Here is a 20898-nt window from a genome sequence, read left to right on the forward strand (position 1 = left end):
TTGGGGCAAGCCCGCTCCCACAGGTGTTGCATTTCAACAGACAGATCAGTGGCGTCTACGTAGAACTACGTAGACGCCACGTACGTAGTAACGCGGATTTATTTGTCGACAGCATGGGCGGATATTGGGCCCGCTCCGCACAGCGGACACAATTATAAAAATTACCGCCGCAGCCACTGGCTGTCGGCAGGAGACACGCTATGCCCCGTCTGGCTAAACACCTCGCCTGGTTTGCCGTGGCTGTCCTGGGAGCGTTTGCGCTGAGTGTCGTGGCCCTGCGCCGCGGCGAAGCCATCAACGCCCTCTGGATCGTAGTCGCAGCAGTCGCTATCTATCTCGTTGCCTACCGCTATTACAGCCTGTTCATCGCCACCAAGGTGATGCAACTCGATCCCAATCGAGCCACTCCCGCCGTACTCAATAACGATGGTCTGGACTACGTACCGACCAACAAACACGTGCTGTTCGGTCACCACTTCGCAGCCATCGCTGGCGCGGGGCCGCTGGTCGGCCCGGTCCTGGCGGCGCAGATGGGCTACCTGCCCGGTACGCTGTGGCTGATTGCCGGGGTGGTGCTGGCCGGTGCGGTTCAGGACTTCATGGTCCTGTTCCTGTCCACCCGCCGCAACGGCCGTTCCCTGGGCGACATGGTCCGTGAAGAAATGGGCCGCATCCCCGGGACCATCGCGCTGTTTGGCTGCTTCCTGATCATGATCATCATCCTCGCGGTGCTGGCGCTGATCGTGGTCAAAGCCCTGGCCGAAAGCCCGTGGGGGATTTTCACGGTGATGGCGACCATCCCGATCGCGATGTTCATGGGCATCTACATGCGCTACATCCGCCCGGGTCGCATTGGTGAAATCTCGGTAATCGGCGTGGCATTGCTGCTGGGTTCGATCTGGCTGGGCGGGCAGATTGCCGCTGATCCGGTCTGGGCCAAAGCCTTTACCTTCACCGGAATCCAGATCACCTGGATGCTGATCGGTTACGGTTTCGTCGCCGCAGTGTTGCCGGTGTGGCTGATCCTCGCTCCTCGCGATTACCTGTCAACGTTTCTGAAGATCGGCACCATCGTTGCGCTGGCGATCGGCATTCTGATTACCATGCCCGAGCTGAAGATGCCGGCATTGACCCAGTTCATCGACGGCACCGGACCGGTATGGAAAGGCGGTCTGTTCCCATTCCTGTTCATCACCATTGCCTGTGGCGCGGTGTCCGGCTTCCACGCACTGATTGCTTCCGGCACCACGCCGAAGCTGCTCGCCAGTGAAGGCCATGCCCGTTACATCGGTTATGGCGGCATGCTGATGGAATCCTTCGTCGCCATCATGGCCATGGTGGCTGCGTCGGTGATCGAGCCAGGCGTGTACTTTGCGATGAACAGCCCGGCGGCCCTTGTAGGCTCCGATGCTGTTTCGGTGGCTCAGACGGTCAGCAGTTGGGGCTTCGCGATTACCCCGGAGGCTCTGCAAACAGTGGCCAAGGACATCGGTGAAACCACCATCCTGGCCCGTGCCGGCGGTGCGCCGACCCTGGCGGTCGGTATCGCACAAATCCTGCACCAACTTCTGCCGGGTGAAAACACCATGGCATTCTGGTACCACTTCGCGATCCTGTTCGAAGCGCTGTTCATCCTGACTGCGGTGGATGCCGGTACCCGTGCCGGGCGTTTCATGCTGCAGGATTTGCTCGGCTCGTTCGTTCCGGCGCTCAAGCGCACCGAGTCCTGGACCGCCAACCTGATCGCCACCGCCGGTTGTGTGGCGATGTGGGGTTACCTGCTGTACCAAGGCGTGATCGACCCGCTGGGCGGGATCAACACCTTGTGGCCGCTGTTCGGCATCTCCAACCAGATGCTGGCGGGTATCGCGCTGATGCTCGCGACCGTGGTGCTGATCAAAATGAAACGCCAACGCTACGTGTGGGTGACCATGCTGCCAGCGGTGTGGCTGCTGATCTGCACCACCACCGCCGGTTTCATCAAGCTGTTCGATGCCAACCCGGCCATCGGCTTCCTGGCGCTGGCGAAGAAATACAGCGATGCGCTGGCCAACGGTCAGGTCCTGGCCCCGGCCAAGAGCATCGAGCAGATGCAGCACGTGATCTACAACGCTTACACCAATGCAACGCTGACCGTGCTGTTTTTGCTGGTGGTGTTCAGCATCCTGTTCTTTGCGCTCAAGGTCGGTATAGCCGCCTGGGGCACCAAAGAGCGTACGGATAAAGAAGCACCATTCCAGGCGCTGCCAGATGCTTGATGGAGGAGGGTGCCCATGTTCAATGACCTGAGTCGCCTTGGTAAATACCTCGGTCAGGCCGCGCGCTTGATGGTTGGCATGCCTGACTACGACACTTACGTTGAGCACATGCAAACCAAACATCCGGACAAACCGCTGATGAGCTACGAGGTGTTCTTTCGGGAACGTCAGGAGGCTCGTTACGGCAGCAAGGCGGGACCGAAGTGCTGTTGATGCGGAACATCTAAGCAGTATTCTGCTTTAGGAGCCCGGCCTGCCGGCGATAGCGATCTTTCGAGAGGCTACCGTCGGCAGGCCGGGCTTTTTTGTCGTCTCTACGGTATCGCATAGACCTTGAACAGCTTTTTGTCCGTGTCGGTAATGCCTTCCAGGTAGGTGCCGTATGCCTGCTCGATCTCGCCCGATCGATACATTTCACTCAGCGCGGTGTCAACCAGCAAACGAAAATCTTCATCGTTTCGATCCACCGCCATTGCAGTCGGCGAGTACTCAAAAACTCGATCCAGAAGGACCAGATTTCCTGCGGAATGGTTATTGGCGAGGAGATTTTTCAGCATCATGCGCTCGGCGAAGAAGGCATCGGCTTTGCCTTCGGCGACCAGTTTGAGGCCTGCTTCAGTGTTCTCGACTGTGACTAGGGTGGCCACCACGCCGAGTAATCGCATTTTCTGACGGATCCATGCCTCGGTGACGCCGCCAGCTGTGGCGGCATAGGTTTGGTTGGACAGCCCACGGTTGATGGTCGCACGCCAAGTCGGTCCGGTATGGGCTACTTTGCCGTTAAGTACATTGAGCAACGCTTCTGGTGCTTCCTGGCGCACCACCGCCGAAAGGCCGGCCGTATAGATCGGTACCGAAAAATTCACACGCTTGCGACGCTCCAATGTGGGAGGCGTCGGTGTGCAGAGGATGTCGATTTCGCCCGAGCTGACGGCACTCATCTCGTCGTTGATGGAGACGGGGCGGTAACGTACCTGTAACGCGGGCAAACCCAGCTCGGTCTTGACTTTGTCGGCGACCTTCAGACAAAGCTCGATCGCATAACCGCTGGCTTTGTCGCCTGCCTGGACGCTAAAAGGTGCGAAGTCCGGCAGATAGCCGAGGGTGAAGGTATTGCTCGCCCGCACGCGTTCAAGGGTATTGGCACCGGCCAGTACCGGCACCATTGTGAGCAGGCAGACGACCAGCAAATGGGTAGCTTTGGTCTGTTTCACGTTCATATTCTGGCGTCCCGCATACGGATGTCTGTGCTCTTTTCAAGATCCAGTGAAGGATTGCCGACTGTGGTCTGAGCAGCTGGAGATGTCTCGACGAAACGCTTGGAAAGGAAGCCATAAAGCAGGTAACCGAATGTAAGGACAATGAGGCCACCGAATACGGCATCCTTGCCGCAGGCATAAAGGGCGTACAAGGAATAGGCCACGGCAATCAGCAATAATGTCGTGTTGCGGGTGTAGATCCTTGTACTGACTTTAGCTTTGTACATCATGACCAGCAGGCCGGTGGCGGCTGTCACGTAGGGGATCAGGTTGGTCACCGCTGCCAGGCTGACGAGCTTTCCGAACTGGGCGCTGGCATTGGGCGAGATGGTCGACAGCGCCATCAAGGTCTGCAAGACGCCGCAGACGAGCATGCCGACAATGGGCGCATCCTGTGCGCTGACCTTGCTGAACAATTTCGGAAACATCCCTTGGTCAGCGGTCATTTTGGCCGTTTGCGCCAGGGTGAACTGCCAGCCCAGCAGCGAACCGACACAGGCCATCACTGCCAGCGCCATGACGACGTTGCCGACCGTGGGATTGAACATATGTGCATAAACGAGTGCGAAGGGGGCCGAAGAGTTGGCCAGTTCGGCATTGGGTATGATGCCCTGGATGACCGTGGTCGACAGCACATAGACCACTGCCGCACCCAGCGTGCCGAACAGACAGGCCAACGGTACGGTGCGCTTGGGATCTTCCACCGCATCAGAGGCCTGCGCCGCCGACTCCATGCCGAGGAACGCCCACAAGGTCAGCGGAATCGCCTTACCGATCGCGTCGGAGATCGGCAGATCGTTCGGATTCCAGGCGGCAATCAGCACATCGGGCTTGAACCAGAACCAACCGATGATGCTCAAGCCAGCCACCGGGATGATCACACCCCACACAGTAATCGCGCCGATCTTGCCGGTGACACCGGGGCCACCGAAATTGGCCGCGGTGGTCAACCAGAGCAGGCCAACCGTACCGATGAACAGAGGAATGGCGCCACTGCCCAGCCAAGGCACGAACGATGTCATGTAGCCCACCGCGGAGATGGCGACGGCCACGTTGGCGATGCCCAGCGAGAGAAAATACAGATACGAACAGAGAAAGAAGCCTGATTTGGCGTGCGCCTCTTCAGTGTAGGCAGACAACCCGCCTGAGCGCAGACAGTAGATGCCGCACTGGGAAAAGCAGTACGCGATGGCCATGGAACCGACGGCAGTGACGACCCATGACAGCAACGAAACGGCCCCGAGTTGGGCCATGCTCGTCGGCAACATGATGATGCCGGACCCCATCATGTTCACCGTCACCAGTGTAGTGAGCCCCATGAGGCTCATTTTCTTGCTTGAGTCGGCCATCGCAAACCCCTTGATCTGCTCAACACATTGACCATAGCCGTGATTGTCATGTTCAAGGTCCGGAAAGTGCTCTTCGTACAGTTTTATCGCCAGTTAGACTCATCGAAGATGGCTTTTGGGGTTCTGAACAGCAAAATGAAATAGCCGACATTGCCTGACTCCAAAGCAGGAGACTTGAAACAACAAGCTGACTTTGTTTACTGTTCAATCATCTGATTTGGCTCAATCAATCGTCCAACAGGGTACTTCAGGTTGCTTTTGAAGAACGTGGTCAACTTGGCCAATGGAATGAGATTGACCCGGTCGTAAAGATCCACGTGTCCGGCATCTGGAATAATGAGCAACTCTTTAGGCTCCGGCAGCGCGCGTGTAGGTATCTTCAATGAACTCGCGTGAATGTGCCTGGGCGCCGGCAATGAATAGCAGCGGGCGAGGGGAGATAGTCTCGATGTCATTGAACGGATAGAAATCGTAGAACTCGTCACCCACTGCATTCCCGGTCAGTTTGAGCGGCGTGCCGCCGGTATAGCGGATTTCGCCCCTTCTGGAATTCGGCATAGCGCTGCCAGGTGGCGTCGCGAATGATCTGCTGGCGTTGTTCCGTCACTTTGCGTTTGCTCACGCTTTAAACACTTTCGGATAAAACGACTAAACAACCATTTAGCATAGTTATAATCTATCGAATCTATTTATCTAATAGTCATAGTTTTTGAAGGAGGGCAATCCCCATGACTAACAGTGAGCTCAACATTCAAATTCCCAACGCTGAAGCAGTAATCGCCGCATTGGCTCTGGAGGCTCACATGGAAGGCGGTTTCTACCGAAGAACCTTTCAATCTGATCGCTACGTTATCGAGATCAATGGCGGTCAACGTCACTCGATGACTTCAATTTATTACTTGCTGACCAAGGATTCGCCGATCGGTCATTTTCACCTGAATCAATCGGACGTCGTTCATTACTACCATTTGGGAAACCCGATTCAACACAGCCTGATTTTTTCCAGATGCCACGTTGAATACTGGTGATGGGCAGCGACATTATGGCCGGGCAATGTTTGCAGCTGCATGTACTTTGTGGTGTCTGCAAAGCTTCGCAGCTAATGAATGGTTTGGCGAAATACGGTTTGATCAGTGAAGCAGTTTCATCAGGGTTTGATTTTTCAGATCTGAAAATGGGTGATCGGCAGAAGCTTAAAGAGCAGTTTCCCGAGCATGCGGAGCTGCTTGGAAAGCTGACGCAAGGATAAGAGGCTTGAGTGAATCCAGGGTTTCAAAATCTACGTGCAACCGGCTTAATCTTGAAATATGTTGTTACGTGTAATGTATATTATGTTAAATCATATGTCAGAGCGGAACTTCTACCAAAGGTTCTTTCAAGCTACCAATCCCCGATGTGACCGTTGCGAATCGTGGACAAAACGAGTCATCACTGCCCTGTAAGCCCCGAAAATAAAGGTGTTCAGCCAATTTCACTCCTCTCAAAAACTCACTTTTTATTACGAATTCCGGACACAGGTCGACTGGTTATGTGTCTGTAACACATTGATTTATAACGAGTCACGTTCAAACGATTGTATGAGGCGTTTCTTCCATGCTGGCGTTATTACGGACACACCTGCCTGGCGTACGCGACGTTTCTGGGCCCTCGAAACCCCATGGAACCGGGGCCTGTAGCCGTTTTTTGAGGATTGAGGACAAAAACCGAGGCGCAGGCCTACTTTGAGAATCTAGGACAAAAACCGAAAAATGACTGGAAACCGTTGGGATTCGTTTAAGGCCTTAAAATCACATTTACAATGCTGACAAGCCGCTGTTTTCGGGGCTTTCAGCATTTTTCTTAAATGTTCAGCTGCCGTGGAAGCATTCTCACGGAAATCTGGGTTGTATTGATCTGCGGCCTGTCCCAAGGCGTTCGTTTGACGAATTCAGGACAAAAACCGCAACGCTTGGACGCTGCCTGACCAGGCGAAGCCCCTACCGACGGGACATTCATCTATTTGGGCGAATTAAGGACAAAAACCGAATGGAAGATTTCATTCACGTATTAAGGACAAAATCCGATCGTGGAACGGGTCACTTAATATATGGATGAAATTGCCTTGCTTTGCTGCCCCTTATTCGCGACTTAAGTATCCAGTCATTATTGGCTATTTGTTTGTGGGGAGCTGGTAAACGTATTGCTTTAATTGTCGGCGCGCGGCGCGCCGACTAATGTTTTTATTGATGCGATCTCATGGTTGCAAAATTCGACATAGAAATGAATGCTCGCGTGCGCATAGGCAACAATCTGAAGTGTGTCAAGTAAGATAGGCGATCTGCCAGATAGATGGTGGATAGTTGCGGGGCTGTAAAGATGAAGGTAGTATCGGGTTTCCGATTAACTGTAATGTCGGTATGAAGAGACGCTGGATTGGGAAGGGAGGATTGAAACTTCCTAGAACAGTCAGAATAGGAAGTTCTCGTCAGGCCGTTCATTCGTGCTGGGCTGTTGCTTGTATGACCATTTCCACCTACCCAATTTTTGAATCCCATGATGATTTTGTAGATCAGGATTTTACTGTGGGTCGGTCATCTATACGCAGCGTCAATGACTACTTGGAAAGCTTCGATGAAGAGCTTCTGGCCGTCGACGGGTACCTGGCTGCACGTGCGTATCTACGGCACTATGCGGAAAACTCCCTGACTTTTAGCACCTATCGCTGTCAAGTCGAGCGCCTCTTGCTATGGTCGTTGAATGTTCTAAAAAAGCCGATCACCGAACTCAAACGCCTTGATGCTGAGGCGTTTTTGGCGTTTTGTAAGAATCCGCCGACTAGTTGGGTTGGGCCCATTATCCGTAACCGCTTTCTTGATAATGAAGATTCGACAACTGCACTGACGCATCCTGTGGTAATGAACCCCAAATGGAGGCCATTTACGCAAAAGACGCCGAAACAATTCCGGGATGACTTAGTTAGTTCCGACGACCAAGCGTCTCAAGGGTATCACTCCTCCAAAGGCTCGATGGGGAATGTCTTCAAAATTTGCAGCGGCTTTTATGAGTACTTGATTGAGGAAGATCTGGCGGGGACTAATCCTTTCCGTAAAGTCACCAAAAAGAATCAGTACAACGCAACTCCTGATGATGGGGCAGTTACGCGTGCACTGACGCCGCTACAATGGGACTATGTAGTGGATACGGCTGAGGCCATGGCGGCCGCTGCGCCCAATAAACATGAGCGCACGTTGTTTATCTTGATTACGATGTTCAGTATGTATCTCCGGATCTCAGATATTGCAGGTCGTAGTAACTGGAAACCGACGATGGGCGACTTCCGCCGTGACCAAGAAGGTAACTGGTGGTTCCATGTCATCGGTAAAGGCAATAAATCTGCCAAGATCGCCGTGCGGGACGATTATGTCACCGGCTACCTCACCCGGTACCGTCGATTTTTGGGGCTTTCGCCATTGCCGGAGTATCAAGAGAAGACGCCGCTGATCACCACCCTGAGTGGTCGATCAGGTCTCTCCGATCGACAAGTGCGCGCCCTCCTCCAGACGGTTTTTGACAACGCCCTGAACCGCATGCGCACTGAAGGCCGTGAAGCTTATGAGATGGACAGCCTGAGAGCGGCTTCCTCGCACTGGTTGCGCCATACCTCCGCAACGTTTGATGCGCCGTTTCGGAACGCCAAAGACTTGCAGAGTGATCTTCGGCATTCAAACCTGGCAACGACTCAGAACACGTATTACCACTCACACGATCAGGAGCGGGCACACTCAGTTAAGCGCCTAGGTATACGCGATCGTGGTTAAACGTCTTTAGCTTCAAACGTGCCAATGCGTACCAGCGCGAGATGTTATGAGGTATCGGGCAGATCTTCTAAGAACAGATAGTGACGAGCGCCTCTCAGGCCTACAACGCCCATGATTCCGGACTTTTAGCCTATTTTCATCAAGTCGGCGTTAGTGACCGGTTCCCCTCAAATGTGCTGTGATGATTCACTCAAATCCGGGGTTAGACCGCTTGCTGTATATATATACAGTTTTTCCAGCCCTGTCGTGCCTCACCTCCACAACGAACCGTTTTTGGAAAGGATCAGATGTCTGCCAAGAGGAGCCTACGCAAAGAAACCCTTTGGCAGGGCCAGATAGACCCCCTCACCCTCGCTTACGGCTGATGCGTTTGACCCTTGGTTCTCTCCTTACAATGAGCAGTTCAGAGTCCAGGACGGTGCGTGAGACAAATGCAAGCGTTCGCAATGTAGGCTGGTCATCAATTGCCCGTGCGACCTCATCCGGATTGACCGACTTGTGCCCAACAAGTGAACGCCGGGTTCTGCTTTCACGAAGCGCGTCGACGATTGTCTGGCCAATTTGGTGAATCCCAGCCTCATTGAGATCGCGAGGAACTCGTCGATCCTGAGTTGCACCGAGCAGATCACCCATCAGCTGGGCTTTGATCAGGGATGGGTCGTCTGAGCATCGATATGCCAGGGGGAGGCTGTTGAACACGACATAGTGCTCATCATCATCGGGCAGGACGCCGATATCACTCGGGCGGAACCTAACCGACCTTTCGACGATTTGCTTTGATAGGTAATGCGCATTGAGCTCTGCGGTTTGATGGAATGCTGGGACTACGTAGTAGATTTCGTTGCCTCTGCTTTCGAGCTCCAGTAACAAATCATGCTGGGCAGAATGCCGTAATGCATGGAGGTGCCAGCGGTAGTAGGCTCCCCCCATCAGGCCGTATTCCTTGCAATTTGTGCGCTCCAGGTAATGGCTTAGCTTGAATTGTAGGAAAAGTGGTGAGCCGAATGGAATTTTGACGTCGTAACCGCCGCCAGGCTTCCCCTCCTTCTGTAACGAAGGAAACTCGGGGGCGGCTATTACATGGCCGCCTGGTGAAGTAATTAGCTCGTTGGTAAAGGCAAAGCCATAGGAAAACTCTGACATCTCGGGTTTCATTGCTGTTACGTCCTTGCTCTTAATCATTCATAGCGAAAGGCGTTTGTGCCCCGCGCGTAACGGGAGCAGCGGAGTAGCTATGGCACTGGAGTCTGAGCTGTTAGCTCCAAAATCGACCACCCGGCTGTTTTGAGCGCCGCCCTGCGCTTCTCCCCAGCGGCGCCCTCCCCCAAGGTGCTCTGCCGTATGGCGAGGCACAGCATGTGAGTCGGTCGGGTCATCCCCACGTACATCAGCATCATGTCTTTCTTAGCGCTGTCCGGTGGTCTCTTGGCGGCGGCCTTTTGGCCCTCAAGCCACGGCATGAGTTTCTGAATGAAGTGGGTCTTCCTGAAGGTCTCCAGGATCAGCGTCGCAGAGTGGGTTTTGCCCTTTTCTGAATGAATGGATGACATCCGGATATCGACGCCGTCGGCGCCCTCCTGGAATCGGTAGGTGTTGATCAGCGATCCGCCGCTTTCTCCGGCTTCAGAGGCTGCGGGGGCAGGCTCCCAGGCGAGGTACTGATGGCCTTGAAGATCAGCTGCTACGCCATCGGCATCATGAAGAACAGCTGCCAGCAGCAAGAGTTTGGGTGAAATGACCTTGACCCAATCCCGCTCTGTGACCTCCGATGGCACGAACAGAATCTGCTGGATGCACTCGCGGTACCGAGCGAACGCTTCAGGTTTGGTCGTGAGTTTCTCTTCAACTGAGGCTTTGTGCCGGCCTCTCAGTTGCACCAGGCTGTCAGGAAACGCTAATACGCCCAGGTTGGCCAGGCAGGAAGCCAGCAGCTCAACGGCTGAAGCGGCTGTGGGTTGTCGCATCGCGTAACGCCGAGCAACGTGTGCACCTTCAGCAAACGTGCGAGGCTTGAACGATGTCTTGGTCGTATCAGACCGATAGGGTGGCCAGTAATGCTCCAGAGCCTTCGGATACTGGTTCGCTTTGAAGTTTTCAAGCCGGTGCACGGCGCCGACGGCGAACACACCCGCCCTGCGGGTTTCCGTCTGCAGATGCTTCAGCACAAGCTTTGCGAATTCATCCAAAACCTGGGTCGCATCTTCGTCAGGGAAGACGATGATCGTGTTGGGGACACTGTGTGGGGCACGCGGAGTCCGAAGTCCTACCAAACCATTCGTGATGGGGACATACGCAAAGGGGTTGGCGATCGATGCAATGGCCTGATCAAAACGGAAGCTGCTGGCGATCTCCAGCTGTCGCCCCAGGTCAGGGAACGGATCCTGCAGTGGCGTCTTCTTCTCGAAGATTTCCTGGTTTGGATCGCCGACGCGAATGACTCGGACGTCTGGGTCATCGTGGGGAAAGACACACTGGAGCACGCTCGCCTGGTCAGGTTGGGTGTCCTGCATCTCATCAATCAAGACACAAGGGAAACGCAGGCGTAATGCGGCGCCCACGCCCGCCTCCTGATTGAGTAAGGCGTGGCCCAGCACGAACACCTCATCGAAGCAGAAGTAGCCGGCCTTGGCTGCGCCACTGAGTGATTTCACCACACTCTTGTAGGTGGCCGTGTGCGGCGCAAACCCAATATCTTCATCGCCGAGCGGTTGATCGAAATCGGCAGACCGGATCCGCAAGCTGTGAAGATTTTTGAATTTTTTCTCGAAGGCGGCTTGTGCACCTAAGTGCTCGCGGTACGTCAGCTCCCTTCGTCGTGCTTTATGCGTGGCCTCATCGTCAATAGCCTGCAACGCGATCCCTTTCGAGCGTAACCATGGCGAGGCCAGGAATCGGCCGGTGAAACCATGAATGGTGTCGATGTAGTGAGGGAAACGCAGCAGCCGTTGCCCCACCTCAGTGCCGCCTAACCGTTTCTCGATCTCTTCGCGAGCCGCGTTGGTATGCGATAGCACGCAGATTCCTTGCATACGGCTCTTCCAATGGCGTGCCAGAATTGCCAGCTTCGCCACTACCAAGGTCGTTTTGCCGCTGCCGGGACAGGCCGCAACATCAACGGTATCCATCGACTTCAGAAAATCTCGACGAGGCTCGTCTAGCGCCTCAAGCCCCATCAGCTCCATGACCCAGTCCACATCGGCGTCAGTGATGGGGGCAACCAGTTGGCTGAGCGTCATTTGGCGACCTCCTCCACCGCGTCAGCCGATCCTGGATTCGGTGCGGCGGGCACGATCACGGTGTGAGCCGAACTGGAGGACGTGGCCAGTGCGGAACCTCGCGTCGCATATTCGATCGCGTGGACAACGTAGGTGGGCAGCAGCCCTCGCAGCGTTATGGCATCCAGGGTGCGGTCTTCGAAACGTTGGTCAATCAGGTCGATCAGGTGCTGTGCTGCGATCGCTTTGGAGGCCCTTTTGAACAGCTTGTAGATCGCGGAGCACCGAGCGTCCTCGGTGGCATGGGTGGACTGGATTTTAGCGAAGGCCGTGCCTGCTTTTTTCAGCAGGCTGTCCTTGGTTTCCTTGCCCTCATCGATCTTGTCCTCATTGATGGCCAGGTATCCGGCATGATGGACTTCCTTCGAAAGGCCTTGGAACGCTAGGTCGTATTCGAGCGTCCAGTGGTCGGCAACGAACGTGCGCACACATTGCCCATCACTCTCGGTTCGCTTGTCGCGATGCTCCTTGAGACCTTTTTCAAGCTCGGCCGGTGTGATACCAAAGTCTTTCATGGCGCGCCAGCGCCGGTCAGCTTTGTCTGGCCAGACCGATCCCTTCACCCCCTTCAGACTCGTAATCTCGGGCGCGCAGTCCGGCATCACGTCCATGTCGGTGATGCATGCCGTAGGTACTGTGATCTCGCCCTTTGAAGGATCTCTGCGTTGCAAGATTTTTGAGTAGCGCCGCAGCCCCACACCGCCCACATTGATGATTGATACGCCGTGTTTGGTGAGATCCTTACCCAACCATCGAGCAAGCGAAGGCAGCAAGATTGCTTCCGCATCACCTTCTACGACAAGTAACCCCTTTGCGAAGAACAGCCCTGCCTTAGTGACGTCCAGGAAGCGGCCGAGGAAGCGATAATCATCAGGCGCCAGACAGGTCTGACTCTGTGCGAGCGAGAAGGCCTGTTGCCGTTGCATCAGCACCAGGTTTTGCAACGGTATCTTCGAGCTCAGGTTGGGGCTATGGGTGGTGAGGATGACCTGAACCGGCCTCAAGCCTGCGGAAGGCCTCGCCGCTGCTTCGAGAAACTCCATCAATTGGAGCTGACGCTGCGGATGCAAGTGCGCTTCTGGCTCCTCGATGAGGAGCAGCGGGAGTCCGTCCGGCTCCTTACCGAGCAGCAGTAATTCGCAGGCCATGAACAACACGTTGTTTGACCCCAGCCCGTAGATACCTCGCGCCTCTCCAGTGGCATGATCTAGCAGCCCAAGCTCCAATCGTTCCAGGATCTGCTTGAGCTTGGCTGGATCAGTTCCGGCCTCCCCAAAGCCGATGCGACTCGTGAGGGGCTGGCCAGCGAGTGATAGTGGGCGAAGGTAAGTTTCGTTGATCTCCTTCTGAGCGGAGACGATGGCGCCGTGACGGTTCACAAGGTGGCGAAGGAAATCGCCCATACCGGCAATGCTGAGTTCTTCTGCGTCAGGGAGGTCGGCCGGGAGTGCCGCGGGATCGAACGAGTTGCCCGTATCAATATTAGGGAAACTGCTTAATACCTGAGACAGCCTGGAATTGCGGCCAGGGGACATTTCCCGCTCAGCGTCCCGCAGTGGTTTCAGGTATGCGGTGGCTAACAGTTGCCGTACACCCACATCCAAAGCCGGGCCTTCTCCGTTCTTACCCGATCGAACCGAAATATCGACCCATTTGCGGGTTGAGGCCGATGCAACGACGCGGCGAGCCGACCAGTGAACGTACAGCCGCCCCACACCACCGGTGTAGGTCACGTATTCAGCGAAAGCGCCGAGTTCCACAAGGCTTAGGTCTTCCAGGGTGCATCTGAGGGTGATGGTCTCAGCCTGGGTGCCATCGTTGGCAATGTGGAAGTCCTCGATTTGCAATCGAAGGTACTCAGCATCCCGGGTCTGCAAAACGTAACGGATCGCATCGATGACGGCAGTTTTACCCGCATCGTTTTCACCTACGAGGGCAGTCACGCCTTCGTTGAATTGGATGTTCAACGCATGATTGCCATGGCCGAACTGGCGGAAATTTTCGATTTTCAAAGCCGAAAGGTACACAGCGCTGCCCCCATCCTGATTCCGTGGCAGGGAGAGGATTCGCCCAGCGCCGGCCTGGCTAAAATCATTCTTCCCTGGATGTGTTAATGCCACGAAAGCCTGGCGAAGGCTATTCGATTCGGCCGCGTTGAATCCTGCTAGCCCAAGACAATGCAGTGTCCTGGCGTCTGGCGAACATACAGCAACATGCTTCCTCGCCATTTATCGGAACTTACCCTCCCGACATGAAACCGAAACGGGGCAGCAAGCCAGGCAACATAGGCTTTGCGCTAGGTCGCTGGGGCTAGCCCACAAAACGCGGCCCGACCGGTTGTCTTGCGGTAGCCGATATATTGGGCCAGCCTGCTTGATCAGGTAGTAGGAAGTTCGAGCACGATGCTCCGCAGGGACGCATGCTTCCAATTCAAGGGGGGGCTTATGGACTCAGTGGACAGCAACGCCCAACGCTTGCTTAGCCTGATCGTGAAGGCCGCGCAGCTCGATGTCCATCAGCACGCCGAGCGGCACGACCTTCTGCGCCAGGCCAGTGCATTGCTCTGGTGGCTGGAGCCTGGATCCCCTCCCCGCACAATCGCCAACCTGCTCTCCTGTCTAAGCCTGCCACTTGAGCATTGGCTTGATAGCCGTTTCAGGCAAGGGTACCAAGGCGCGCTGCAGTTTGCCGACGAGCCCACCATGCTGTGCGACGCGATCGCGCTGGAAACTAATCCTCGCGTGGGCTGGGAGCGTGTTCAGCAGATCGTGAAGAACGTTCGCGACCTCTGCAGAACTCGACCCCGCGGGGATGATGAGTACCGTCTGTTCCGGGGTTTTCTGATCGACCATGGTGTCGTGGATGCTGACCGAAGCCTTGACTTTCTGATCCCGCTGCTAGTTAGCTTCAACTCGCTGTACGAGCCGATACCTGAGCATCTGATCCGTTTGGGTCAGGTCTACCTGTGCCCGGGCTGTGGATGGCCAATGGAAATTCACCGCCACGCTGTGTCCTGTGGCGCGCACTGGTGTGAACAAACGGTCGGAATTTTTCAGTGGATGGATGGCGAACTGGTGAGCGTTAGAAACGCGAAGGTAATCCAACCACACCCCGCCAAAAACAAGTACCGGCTCACCCCACCTCTGTGGACATTTACCTTGATTCCGGGGCTGCTGGAGCTGCGCCTGCTTGATGGCATCAGTCGGCTGGGGGTATTTGCCGAACTGTGGCCAGACATTGATCAGGCTGACCTGCGCTTCACCCTCGGTGATCGAACCTACTCGCTGGATGCCAAGGTATGGCATTCCACCAAGAACCTTGGGCTACACCTGGCCAGTACTCCGTTTACGGAGACGGTCATCGTCATCCCTGACTACCAGACGCAATTCCTGCACACGCTCAATGAGCAGTGCTTGCCCAGGCAGATCATGTCTGAGTCCCAGTGCCTGCGTTGGGTGAAAAAGCTATGCCAACGCTAACTGAAAATGCCACCGTCCTTGCGCTTGGGTTGGCCATCAAGCATATCAGCAAGGAGCCAACCCTTGCTGACGCCGAAGTGTTCCTGGTGGGGCGCCCCCATCTCTGGAGCGGCTGGGAAAGTGCTTCTGAGATGGTGCGCGACCAGATCATCACGCTCATCCAGTATCGCCCTGTTGACCTGAACCAGACTGGGCGATTTCTTGAAGAGGCCGGGCGAATAATCTTCGGTGGTGGTGCGCCGTTTCGAGTAGCGGCGGCTGATCTCTTAAGTGACCAGCAAGCCCCTCCGCGCCTCAAGGAGACTGATGTCTACTATTTCCAGATGGGTTTCGACCTGGATGGTCTGATCGAGGAGAAACTCTACGCCATCAAGACTGAGCCCACTGCCCCGTCATGCACCAAATGGCCCACTGAAGGACAGATTCTCCTTCGGGAGGCACAATCTGATGGCTACCGCACTTTCGTGATCTCCGAGGCGCAGCGTTCCCGGTTGGTGTTGAATGATACCCGTCTACCCTTGGTAGTGGCCTCGGATGTCACGACGTTCTCCTGGGAGAAGGCTTCGCTGTACGAGATAGCCAGTGCGCTGGATCGAGCTGGATGTGACCCCGCGAATCATCTGCACCAAAGCCACCGAGGCTCCTTGAATTCAATCGTGCGCAACGACGGTTACGTAGAAGCCCATGCAGGGAAGTTCTATCGGGTTAATGCGCCGACGGGGACAGGGAAAACTGTTGTGATGCAGTTGATGGGCATTCACACCGCCTTGCAGCGCCATCGCGTGGTGATCGCGGTGCCCAACCTGACTGACGTACGCAACATGGTTGAAGCCTTGAAGCGCTCGGTACGTATCGTGGCCCCTCATCTGAAGATCGCCCCGCTGCACTCCCAGCGCCGGATAGCCAAATCGGGTGATTACTACTTTGCCCGCGCAAGGGAGGATCATCCCTACGACTATCGATGCCTGCTCGATGCCTGTGCCACTGACGGGAGCGTGAGCCCGCGCGATGAGGAGCCCTGCTTCAACCTGCAGCTTCCAGGCGAGCGCCGGGGGCGGGAGACGTTCAAGCGCATTCGTAGTTGTCCGTTTTTGAATCAGTGTGGCAAGCGCACCATGCTCGAACAAGCTTTGGCGGCTGACATAGTTGTGGTCAACCACCATGCCTTGATTTCCGGCACCACACGCATCGCTGTAGAAGGTGAAGGCGGAGAGTCGAGAAGCCTGCTCGAGCTGCTGCTCCGTTCGGCCTCGCTCTTCATGGTCGACGAGATCGATGGGCTGCTGCTGAGTGCGATCGATACCAGCGTCTTCGAGCTCCCTTTGAGTAATCACATCGAGCACAGCAGCCTTGCTGAGCTGCATATGGAAATTTTTGGGCGAGACAGCATTCCAGACGTCGACGCGTCTACCCTGTACCGTGCTCAACGGGCCTGCAATGCAGTGATTCTCCATACCACACGGCTGCTCCAGTTGGCCCTGAAGCATCTCACTTGGCCTGACCGCGAGACCGTGTGGGAGCGGGCAGAAGATCAGATGATTGCCGATTATCTGGGCGTCGATCCATTGGTGCTAGACGGCGTCTGCGGATATGGTGAGCAGGCCATCCCTCCCCACCTGGCGCCGCTGCGCGAACTCTTGCAAGCCTTCTCACACAACGACCCACTGCCGAGCCCGATTGAGGTAGTCGTCAGCATCGGCGCGCTGCTCAGCACCCTGGCGAAGCGGAAAAACCTGGGGCAACGGCTGAACGACAAAAAGCTCGAAAGGCTCAGGTCGTCATTGGTCATCAGGACGAGTTTGCACTTTATTGAGAGCAGCCTTCGCACCCTCTATGCAGATGTCCCCGTGCTGGCGCGCGCCAAGGTAGCCGCAGCACTGAGGGTGCAGCAGGATCTCTCAGGTTCAGCGCCCTTCAGTCCAACGCCGCTTGGCCCGCTTCAGCGCGTCGTTTACGGCTTCAAACGCAAGCAGGATGGACGGGACACGTGGTCGCTCCAGGTAGTGGCGATGTCCGGCGACCCTCACCGGACGCTTCAATACCTGCCCAACCTGACATCGAAAATCCATGCCGGCGTGAATCGCACCTTTATTGGCTTCAGTGCCACGGCGTTTTTCCCTGGCGCCAGCTGTTTCGATTTGAACGCAAAGACGCTGATTGACGTACCGGATGCCAAGGGGAACATTCGCTTCGAAAACGTCAATGTCTCAGTGCATGTATCGGGGGCATCGCTTGATTCTCGACTCATTCATGTCCGGGATCTGGCCTATGAGCTGTGGCCATGGCTTACCAGTCGCTTAGCAGCATTGGAGCAAGATGACAGCACGCGCCATCGAGCACGTCTGCTGTTGGTCACGGGGAGTGATGCCGAGGCAGAGCAGCTCGCCTCGACGCTCTACGAGATTTCAACGGGCCAGCGCAAGGTCGCATGGATACGGGGAGGCAAGAAAGCGGATCGCCAGGAACGGTTGCCCCTGGCGAACAAGCTCACCTACGACGACCTCGTGGAGTTCGCTGACGGCCCCAATGCTGATGTGCAATTGATGGTCAGCTCCATCTACCCAATGGCGCGTGGTCACAACATAGTGACTAGGGACGGGAAGTCGGCCTTGGGTGGAGTAGTCGTTTGTGTGCGACCGTTGCCCTCTTCCGATCAGCCAGGCAACAACCTTGCACACCTTTGCTACAGTGTTGGCGAAAGCGTGGAAGCGTCCCCAAGCCCGGGGCTGGCACTACTGAAGGAGCGTGCCATGGCGAACCGAATACTCAATGGCATCCGGCTGGCTCCCCCCTACTTTTACAGCCAGCCCAAAGCCATACGGTTCTTCACCATCATGAACGTCCTGGTGACACTCACCCAGCTTGTCGGGCGCGCCAGGCGCGGCGGCACGCCCGTCACCTGCTACCTAGCTGACGCGGCGTTCTTCGACAGCCGCTACACTTGGGCGATGCTTTTGAATCGGACGATCGAGAAGCTCAAGCAGGATGGCCACTGGAGCGAATTTTCAACGCACCATGCGGGCCTGGTGGAAGCCATGACGCTTTACATCGAAGCGGCAGGCTCGCAAGCCACTGCAGGCACTCAAGAGACAGAGGGGCTACCTGATGACGATTTCCCTGAGGACTAACCTGTTCCGATTCGACCCGGACGAGCTTCCTCCCGTCATTCAGTACCACGCTTCACGGGACTTCGTGAATGGATGGCAACTGCTCACCAATCATTTTGGTAAACCCTTTTTGCCCACTGAGTCACTTGAAGAGATCCTCAGTTACCTGTCAGGCGGCCCGGTCTGGGTGAACGCACAACTTCTGAAGAGCAACGATGCGCCAGCAATCGCGTCACTCAAGCCCATCGACCCAGGCAAACTGAACCGGGCAATCAGCGTATGGGCTCAGCACATCCTGCGCAAAGCAGCGCCAGGCCAACAGGACTTCCTCGGTCTGCTCGTGCCAGAGCGCCCAGTTCCTATTCATGCATCTGATGTCATGCACGACCCACGACAGTCAATGGTAACTTACAAGGTCGTACCGTGGATGCTCGCGCAGCAATTATCGAGCAAACCGATGGAGTCTTCCGTCCCTTTGAACCTCTCTGTCTGCAGCGATGGCTCCTTGCTTGCGTGGGACAACCCGCTGTTCTACGAACGTGGCGATCGCCGCGCAGTGGCCATGCACTCCGTTTCAACGAATTTGTTGTTGCTACACAAGGTGCCCCGTCAGTACGCGTCCGTCACGGTTCACCTGAGCCATATCCTGCCCGAGTGGCGCCACACCACACACTCAACCTGGATCAAAACCGCTCGCGGAATTTCCAAGTTCCAGATCCGCACATTGCCAACAGATGATGGTCACTTTCAGACCGTCTATACCAGTCCTGCCGCCGAACTCATCCAACACATGGGCGAAGGAAGCTTGCCGGCGCTGGGGGGCGATGAGATTTCTATGGCCGGGGCCCTCCGGCCGATTCATGCCCACACGCCGATTGCCTCGCCCATTGGCAGTGGTGTCGGGACGGTCATCCTCGATCAGGCAAGTTTTCACGTCCAGAAGACCCTGACCTCAGCCAAGCCCATGCTGACCCGCTATGTGGGCCGGCTCATCGCCCAGCGAGACAAAACGCCAGGCGAGCCAGTGCGGCCAATCCGGATCGCAGTGGTGACCGCGCACACGGACATCATGATGCGCATCAACACGGCCTACGAGAACTTGGAGTTTCTTTCTCCCGTGTTCAAGGAAAAGCCCAAGCCTAAAGTCCTACTCCAGCAGATCCAGTGCAAGGATGCGCAGCAGGTACTGACTTCCAAGACAACCTCTACGGACATTCAGAACTGGTTTACCCATGAATTGCTGCCACGGCTGACCAGCCTGGCGCCGGACGCTGCGATTATCGAGACAGCCCCCGAGGTGGCCACGAAGGACGAAAACGATCCGAAGCATGTGTTGCGGGCACTCTGCGCCCAACATGGGATCTCCACGCAGTTCATCTTCCACCTGCCGCCTCAAGGCGAAGGAGCTACGTCATCGAAGGGCATTGCTCCAGGACTGAAGGGCCGGCTGCGGAAAGCCAAGACTGAGGAGTCTGATCCGCCTGAGGATTACCCAGCCATCAACAGCCTCATCGATGCGACCCGTGGTACCGGCTATGTACCGCTACCACTGGAGCGTACCGCAGGCATCCCGGCCGATACGACCGTCGTTTCGATTTATGTCGATTACCTCCACAAGTCCAACGCTTACCTGCCCGTGATCACGCGCTCCTTTGTCAATACGCGGTATTTACAGGTCTACGTTGATGGTGCTGGTGGTCAACCAGGTCAGTGGAAAAGCTACAGTGAAGGACTCTGTGCCATCCATGCAAGCCCGAAGTTGCTGGATCAGGACACTGCCAAGCTGGTGATCAGACAAGCACTCCTCGCGCCTACTGCCGTGGCCGACAGCCCATTGATTGTGTACATCAACGCCGGTGCGAAGCGGCTGTACCCAGGCATGAATGATGGCGCAGGCCATGGATTGCCTCCCGTTCCGAAAAACGCTTGGTTGATACGCACGCGGTCTGATTACCAAACAGCTCAAATGACCGGTGTGCACTCACTTTCGCCTCTGGCGCCGATGTACATAGGGAATCGAATCGGTGTGCACCAAGCTGAGCACCAGGAGCTGGTGTATTACTTCACGTCCTACTCCAAGACCTTCAATAAGGTGCGCTCTCACCGCTACCACACCCGCTACGACGTCACTCCGTCGCAGCTCAAGGATTCGTGGCAGCAGCTGGGAGTGACGGAGTTTGTAATGATCCAGGAAGGGAGTTTTGCGAACAAAGACCAGCTGGCGCTGCAGGCCGGATACTGGTGCAAGAATGCTCCATTGTGGGATGGTTTTCTTCGGCTTCCCTCCCCACTTCACGCGGCCCGACAGATTGCAGAGGATCATCCGGTTGCCGAGAAGCTGAGGAAGGGTCGGTTCTGATTGAGTCTATGGCTC

11 protein-coding genes and 2 pseudogenes are annotated in these 20898 nt (G+C 55.9%); 7 read left to right on the forward strand and 6 right to left on the reverse strand.

The window, feature by feature from the left end; genetic code table 11:
* Positions 1–200 precede the first annotated feature (200 nt).
* Both MEB48_RS00985 and MEB48_RS00990 read left to right on the forward strand, forming a co-directional pair.
* The gene (locus MEB48_RS00985; RefSeq protein ID WP_237881022.1) at positions 201–2258 is read left to right on the forward strand and encodes a carbon starvation CstA family protein; all 2058 of its coding nucleotides are present in this window, start codon (positions 201–203) and stop codon (positions 2256–2258) included.
* A gap of 15 nt (positions 2259–2273) precedes the next feature.
* Positions 2274–2471, forward strand: a complete 198-nt coding sequence (locus MEB48_RS00990) for a YbdD/YjiX family protein (protein ID WP_008069978.1) — start codon at positions 2274–2276, stop codon at positions 2469–2471.
* A gap of 101 nt (positions 2472–2572) precedes the next feature.
* Here the strand turns inward: MEB48_RS00990 and MEB48_RS00995 are convergent, their stop codons facing one another.
* From MEB48_RS00995 to MEB48_RS01005, 3 genes and pseudogenes are all read right to left on the reverse strand, one after another.
* Positions 2573–3478: an amino acid ABC transporter substrate-binding protein gene (locus MEB48_RS00995; RefSeq protein WP_237881024.1), complete on the reverse strand. Its 906-nt coding sequence runs from the start codon at positions 3476–3478 to the stop codon at positions 2573–2575.
* A complete protein-coding gene (potE, locus tag MEB48_RS01000) occupies positions 3475–4866 on the reverse strand; it encodes a putrescine-ornithine antiporter (RefSeq protein WP_237881026.1) in 1392 nt (463 codons plus the stop codon). Before potE ends, MEB48_RS00995 begins: the two co-directional genes overlap by 4 nt.
* 197 nt (positions 4867–5063) lie before the next feature.
* Positions 5064–5482 (reverse strand): annotated as a pseudogene (locus MEB48_RS01005) (alpha/beta hydrolase); the annotation flags it as partial.
* Between the two features lie 112 nt (positions 5483–5594).
* Between MEB48_RS01005 and MEB48_RS29295 the strand changes: the two are divergent.
* Positions 5595–6115 (forward strand): annotated as a pseudogene (locus tag MEB48_RS29295) (cupin domain-containing protein).
* Between the two features lie 1249 nt (positions 6116–7364).
* Entirely contained in the window at positions 7365–8663 is a 1299-nt protein-coding gene (locus MEB48_RS01015; protein WP_237881028.1) for a tyrosine-type recombinase/integrase, read from the forward strand.
* 345 nt (positions 8664–9008) lie between these two features.
* On the opposite strand, the gene MEB48_RS01020 is transcribed toward MEB48_RS01015, so the two are convergent.
* The 3 genes from MEB48_RS01020 to MEB48_RS01030 form a co-directional block, all read right to left on the reverse strand.
* On the reverse strand, positions 9009–9818 hold the full coding sequence (locus MEB48_RS01020) for a hypothetical protein (protein ID WP_237881030.1): 810 nt from the start codon (positions 9816–9818) through the stop codon (positions 9009–9011).
* A 77-nt stretch (positions 9819–9895) separates the two neighbouring features.
* Positions 9896–11899: a UvrD-helicase domain-containing protein gene (locus MEB48_RS01025; protein ID WP_237881032.1), complete on the reverse strand. Its 2004-nt coding sequence runs from the start codon at positions 11897–11899 to the stop codon at positions 9896–9898.
* Positions 11896–13965: an ATP-dependent nuclease gene (locus MEB48_RS01030; protein ID WP_237881034.1), complete on the reverse strand. Its 2070-nt coding sequence runs from the start codon at positions 13963–13965 to the stop codon at positions 11896–11898. The genes MEB48_RS01025 and MEB48_RS01030 overlap by 4 nt, the downstream gene beginning before the upstream one ends.
* Before the next feature lie 417 nt (positions 13966–14382).
* Here MEB48_RS01030 and MEB48_RS01035 point away from each other — a divergent pair, with 417 nt between their 5' ends.
* The 3 genes from MEB48_RS01035 to MEB48_RS01045 are packed head-to-tail and all read left to right on the forward strand — an operon-like array spanning position 14383 to position 20883.
* A complete protein-coding gene (locus MEB48_RS01035) occupies positions 14383–15417 on the forward strand; it encodes a restriction endonuclease-related protein (protein ID WP_237881036.1) in 1035 nt (344 codons plus the stop codon).
* The gene (locus MEB48_RS01040) at positions 15405–18545 is read left to right on the forward strand and encodes a hypothetical protein (RefSeq protein ID WP_237881037.1); all 3141 of its coding nucleotides are present in this window, start codon (positions 15405–15407) and stop codon (positions 18543–18545) included. The genes MEB48_RS01035 and MEB48_RS01040 overlap by 13 nt, the downstream gene beginning before the upstream one ends.
* Positions 18523–20883, forward strand: a complete 2361-nt coding sequence (locus MEB48_RS01045; RefSeq protein WP_237881039.1) for an RNaseH domain-containing protein — start codon at positions 18523–18525, stop codon at positions 20881–20883. Before MEB48_RS01040 ends, MEB48_RS01045 begins: the two co-directional genes overlap by 23 nt.
* Positions 20884–20898 lie beyond the last annotated feature (15 nt).

Origin of the sequence: Pseudomonas sp. PGPR40, assembly GCF_022014505.1 — a bacterium.
Taxonomy (GTDB): domain Bacteria; phylum Pseudomonadota; class Gammaproteobacteria; order Pseudomonadales; family Pseudomonadaceae; genus Aquipseudomonas.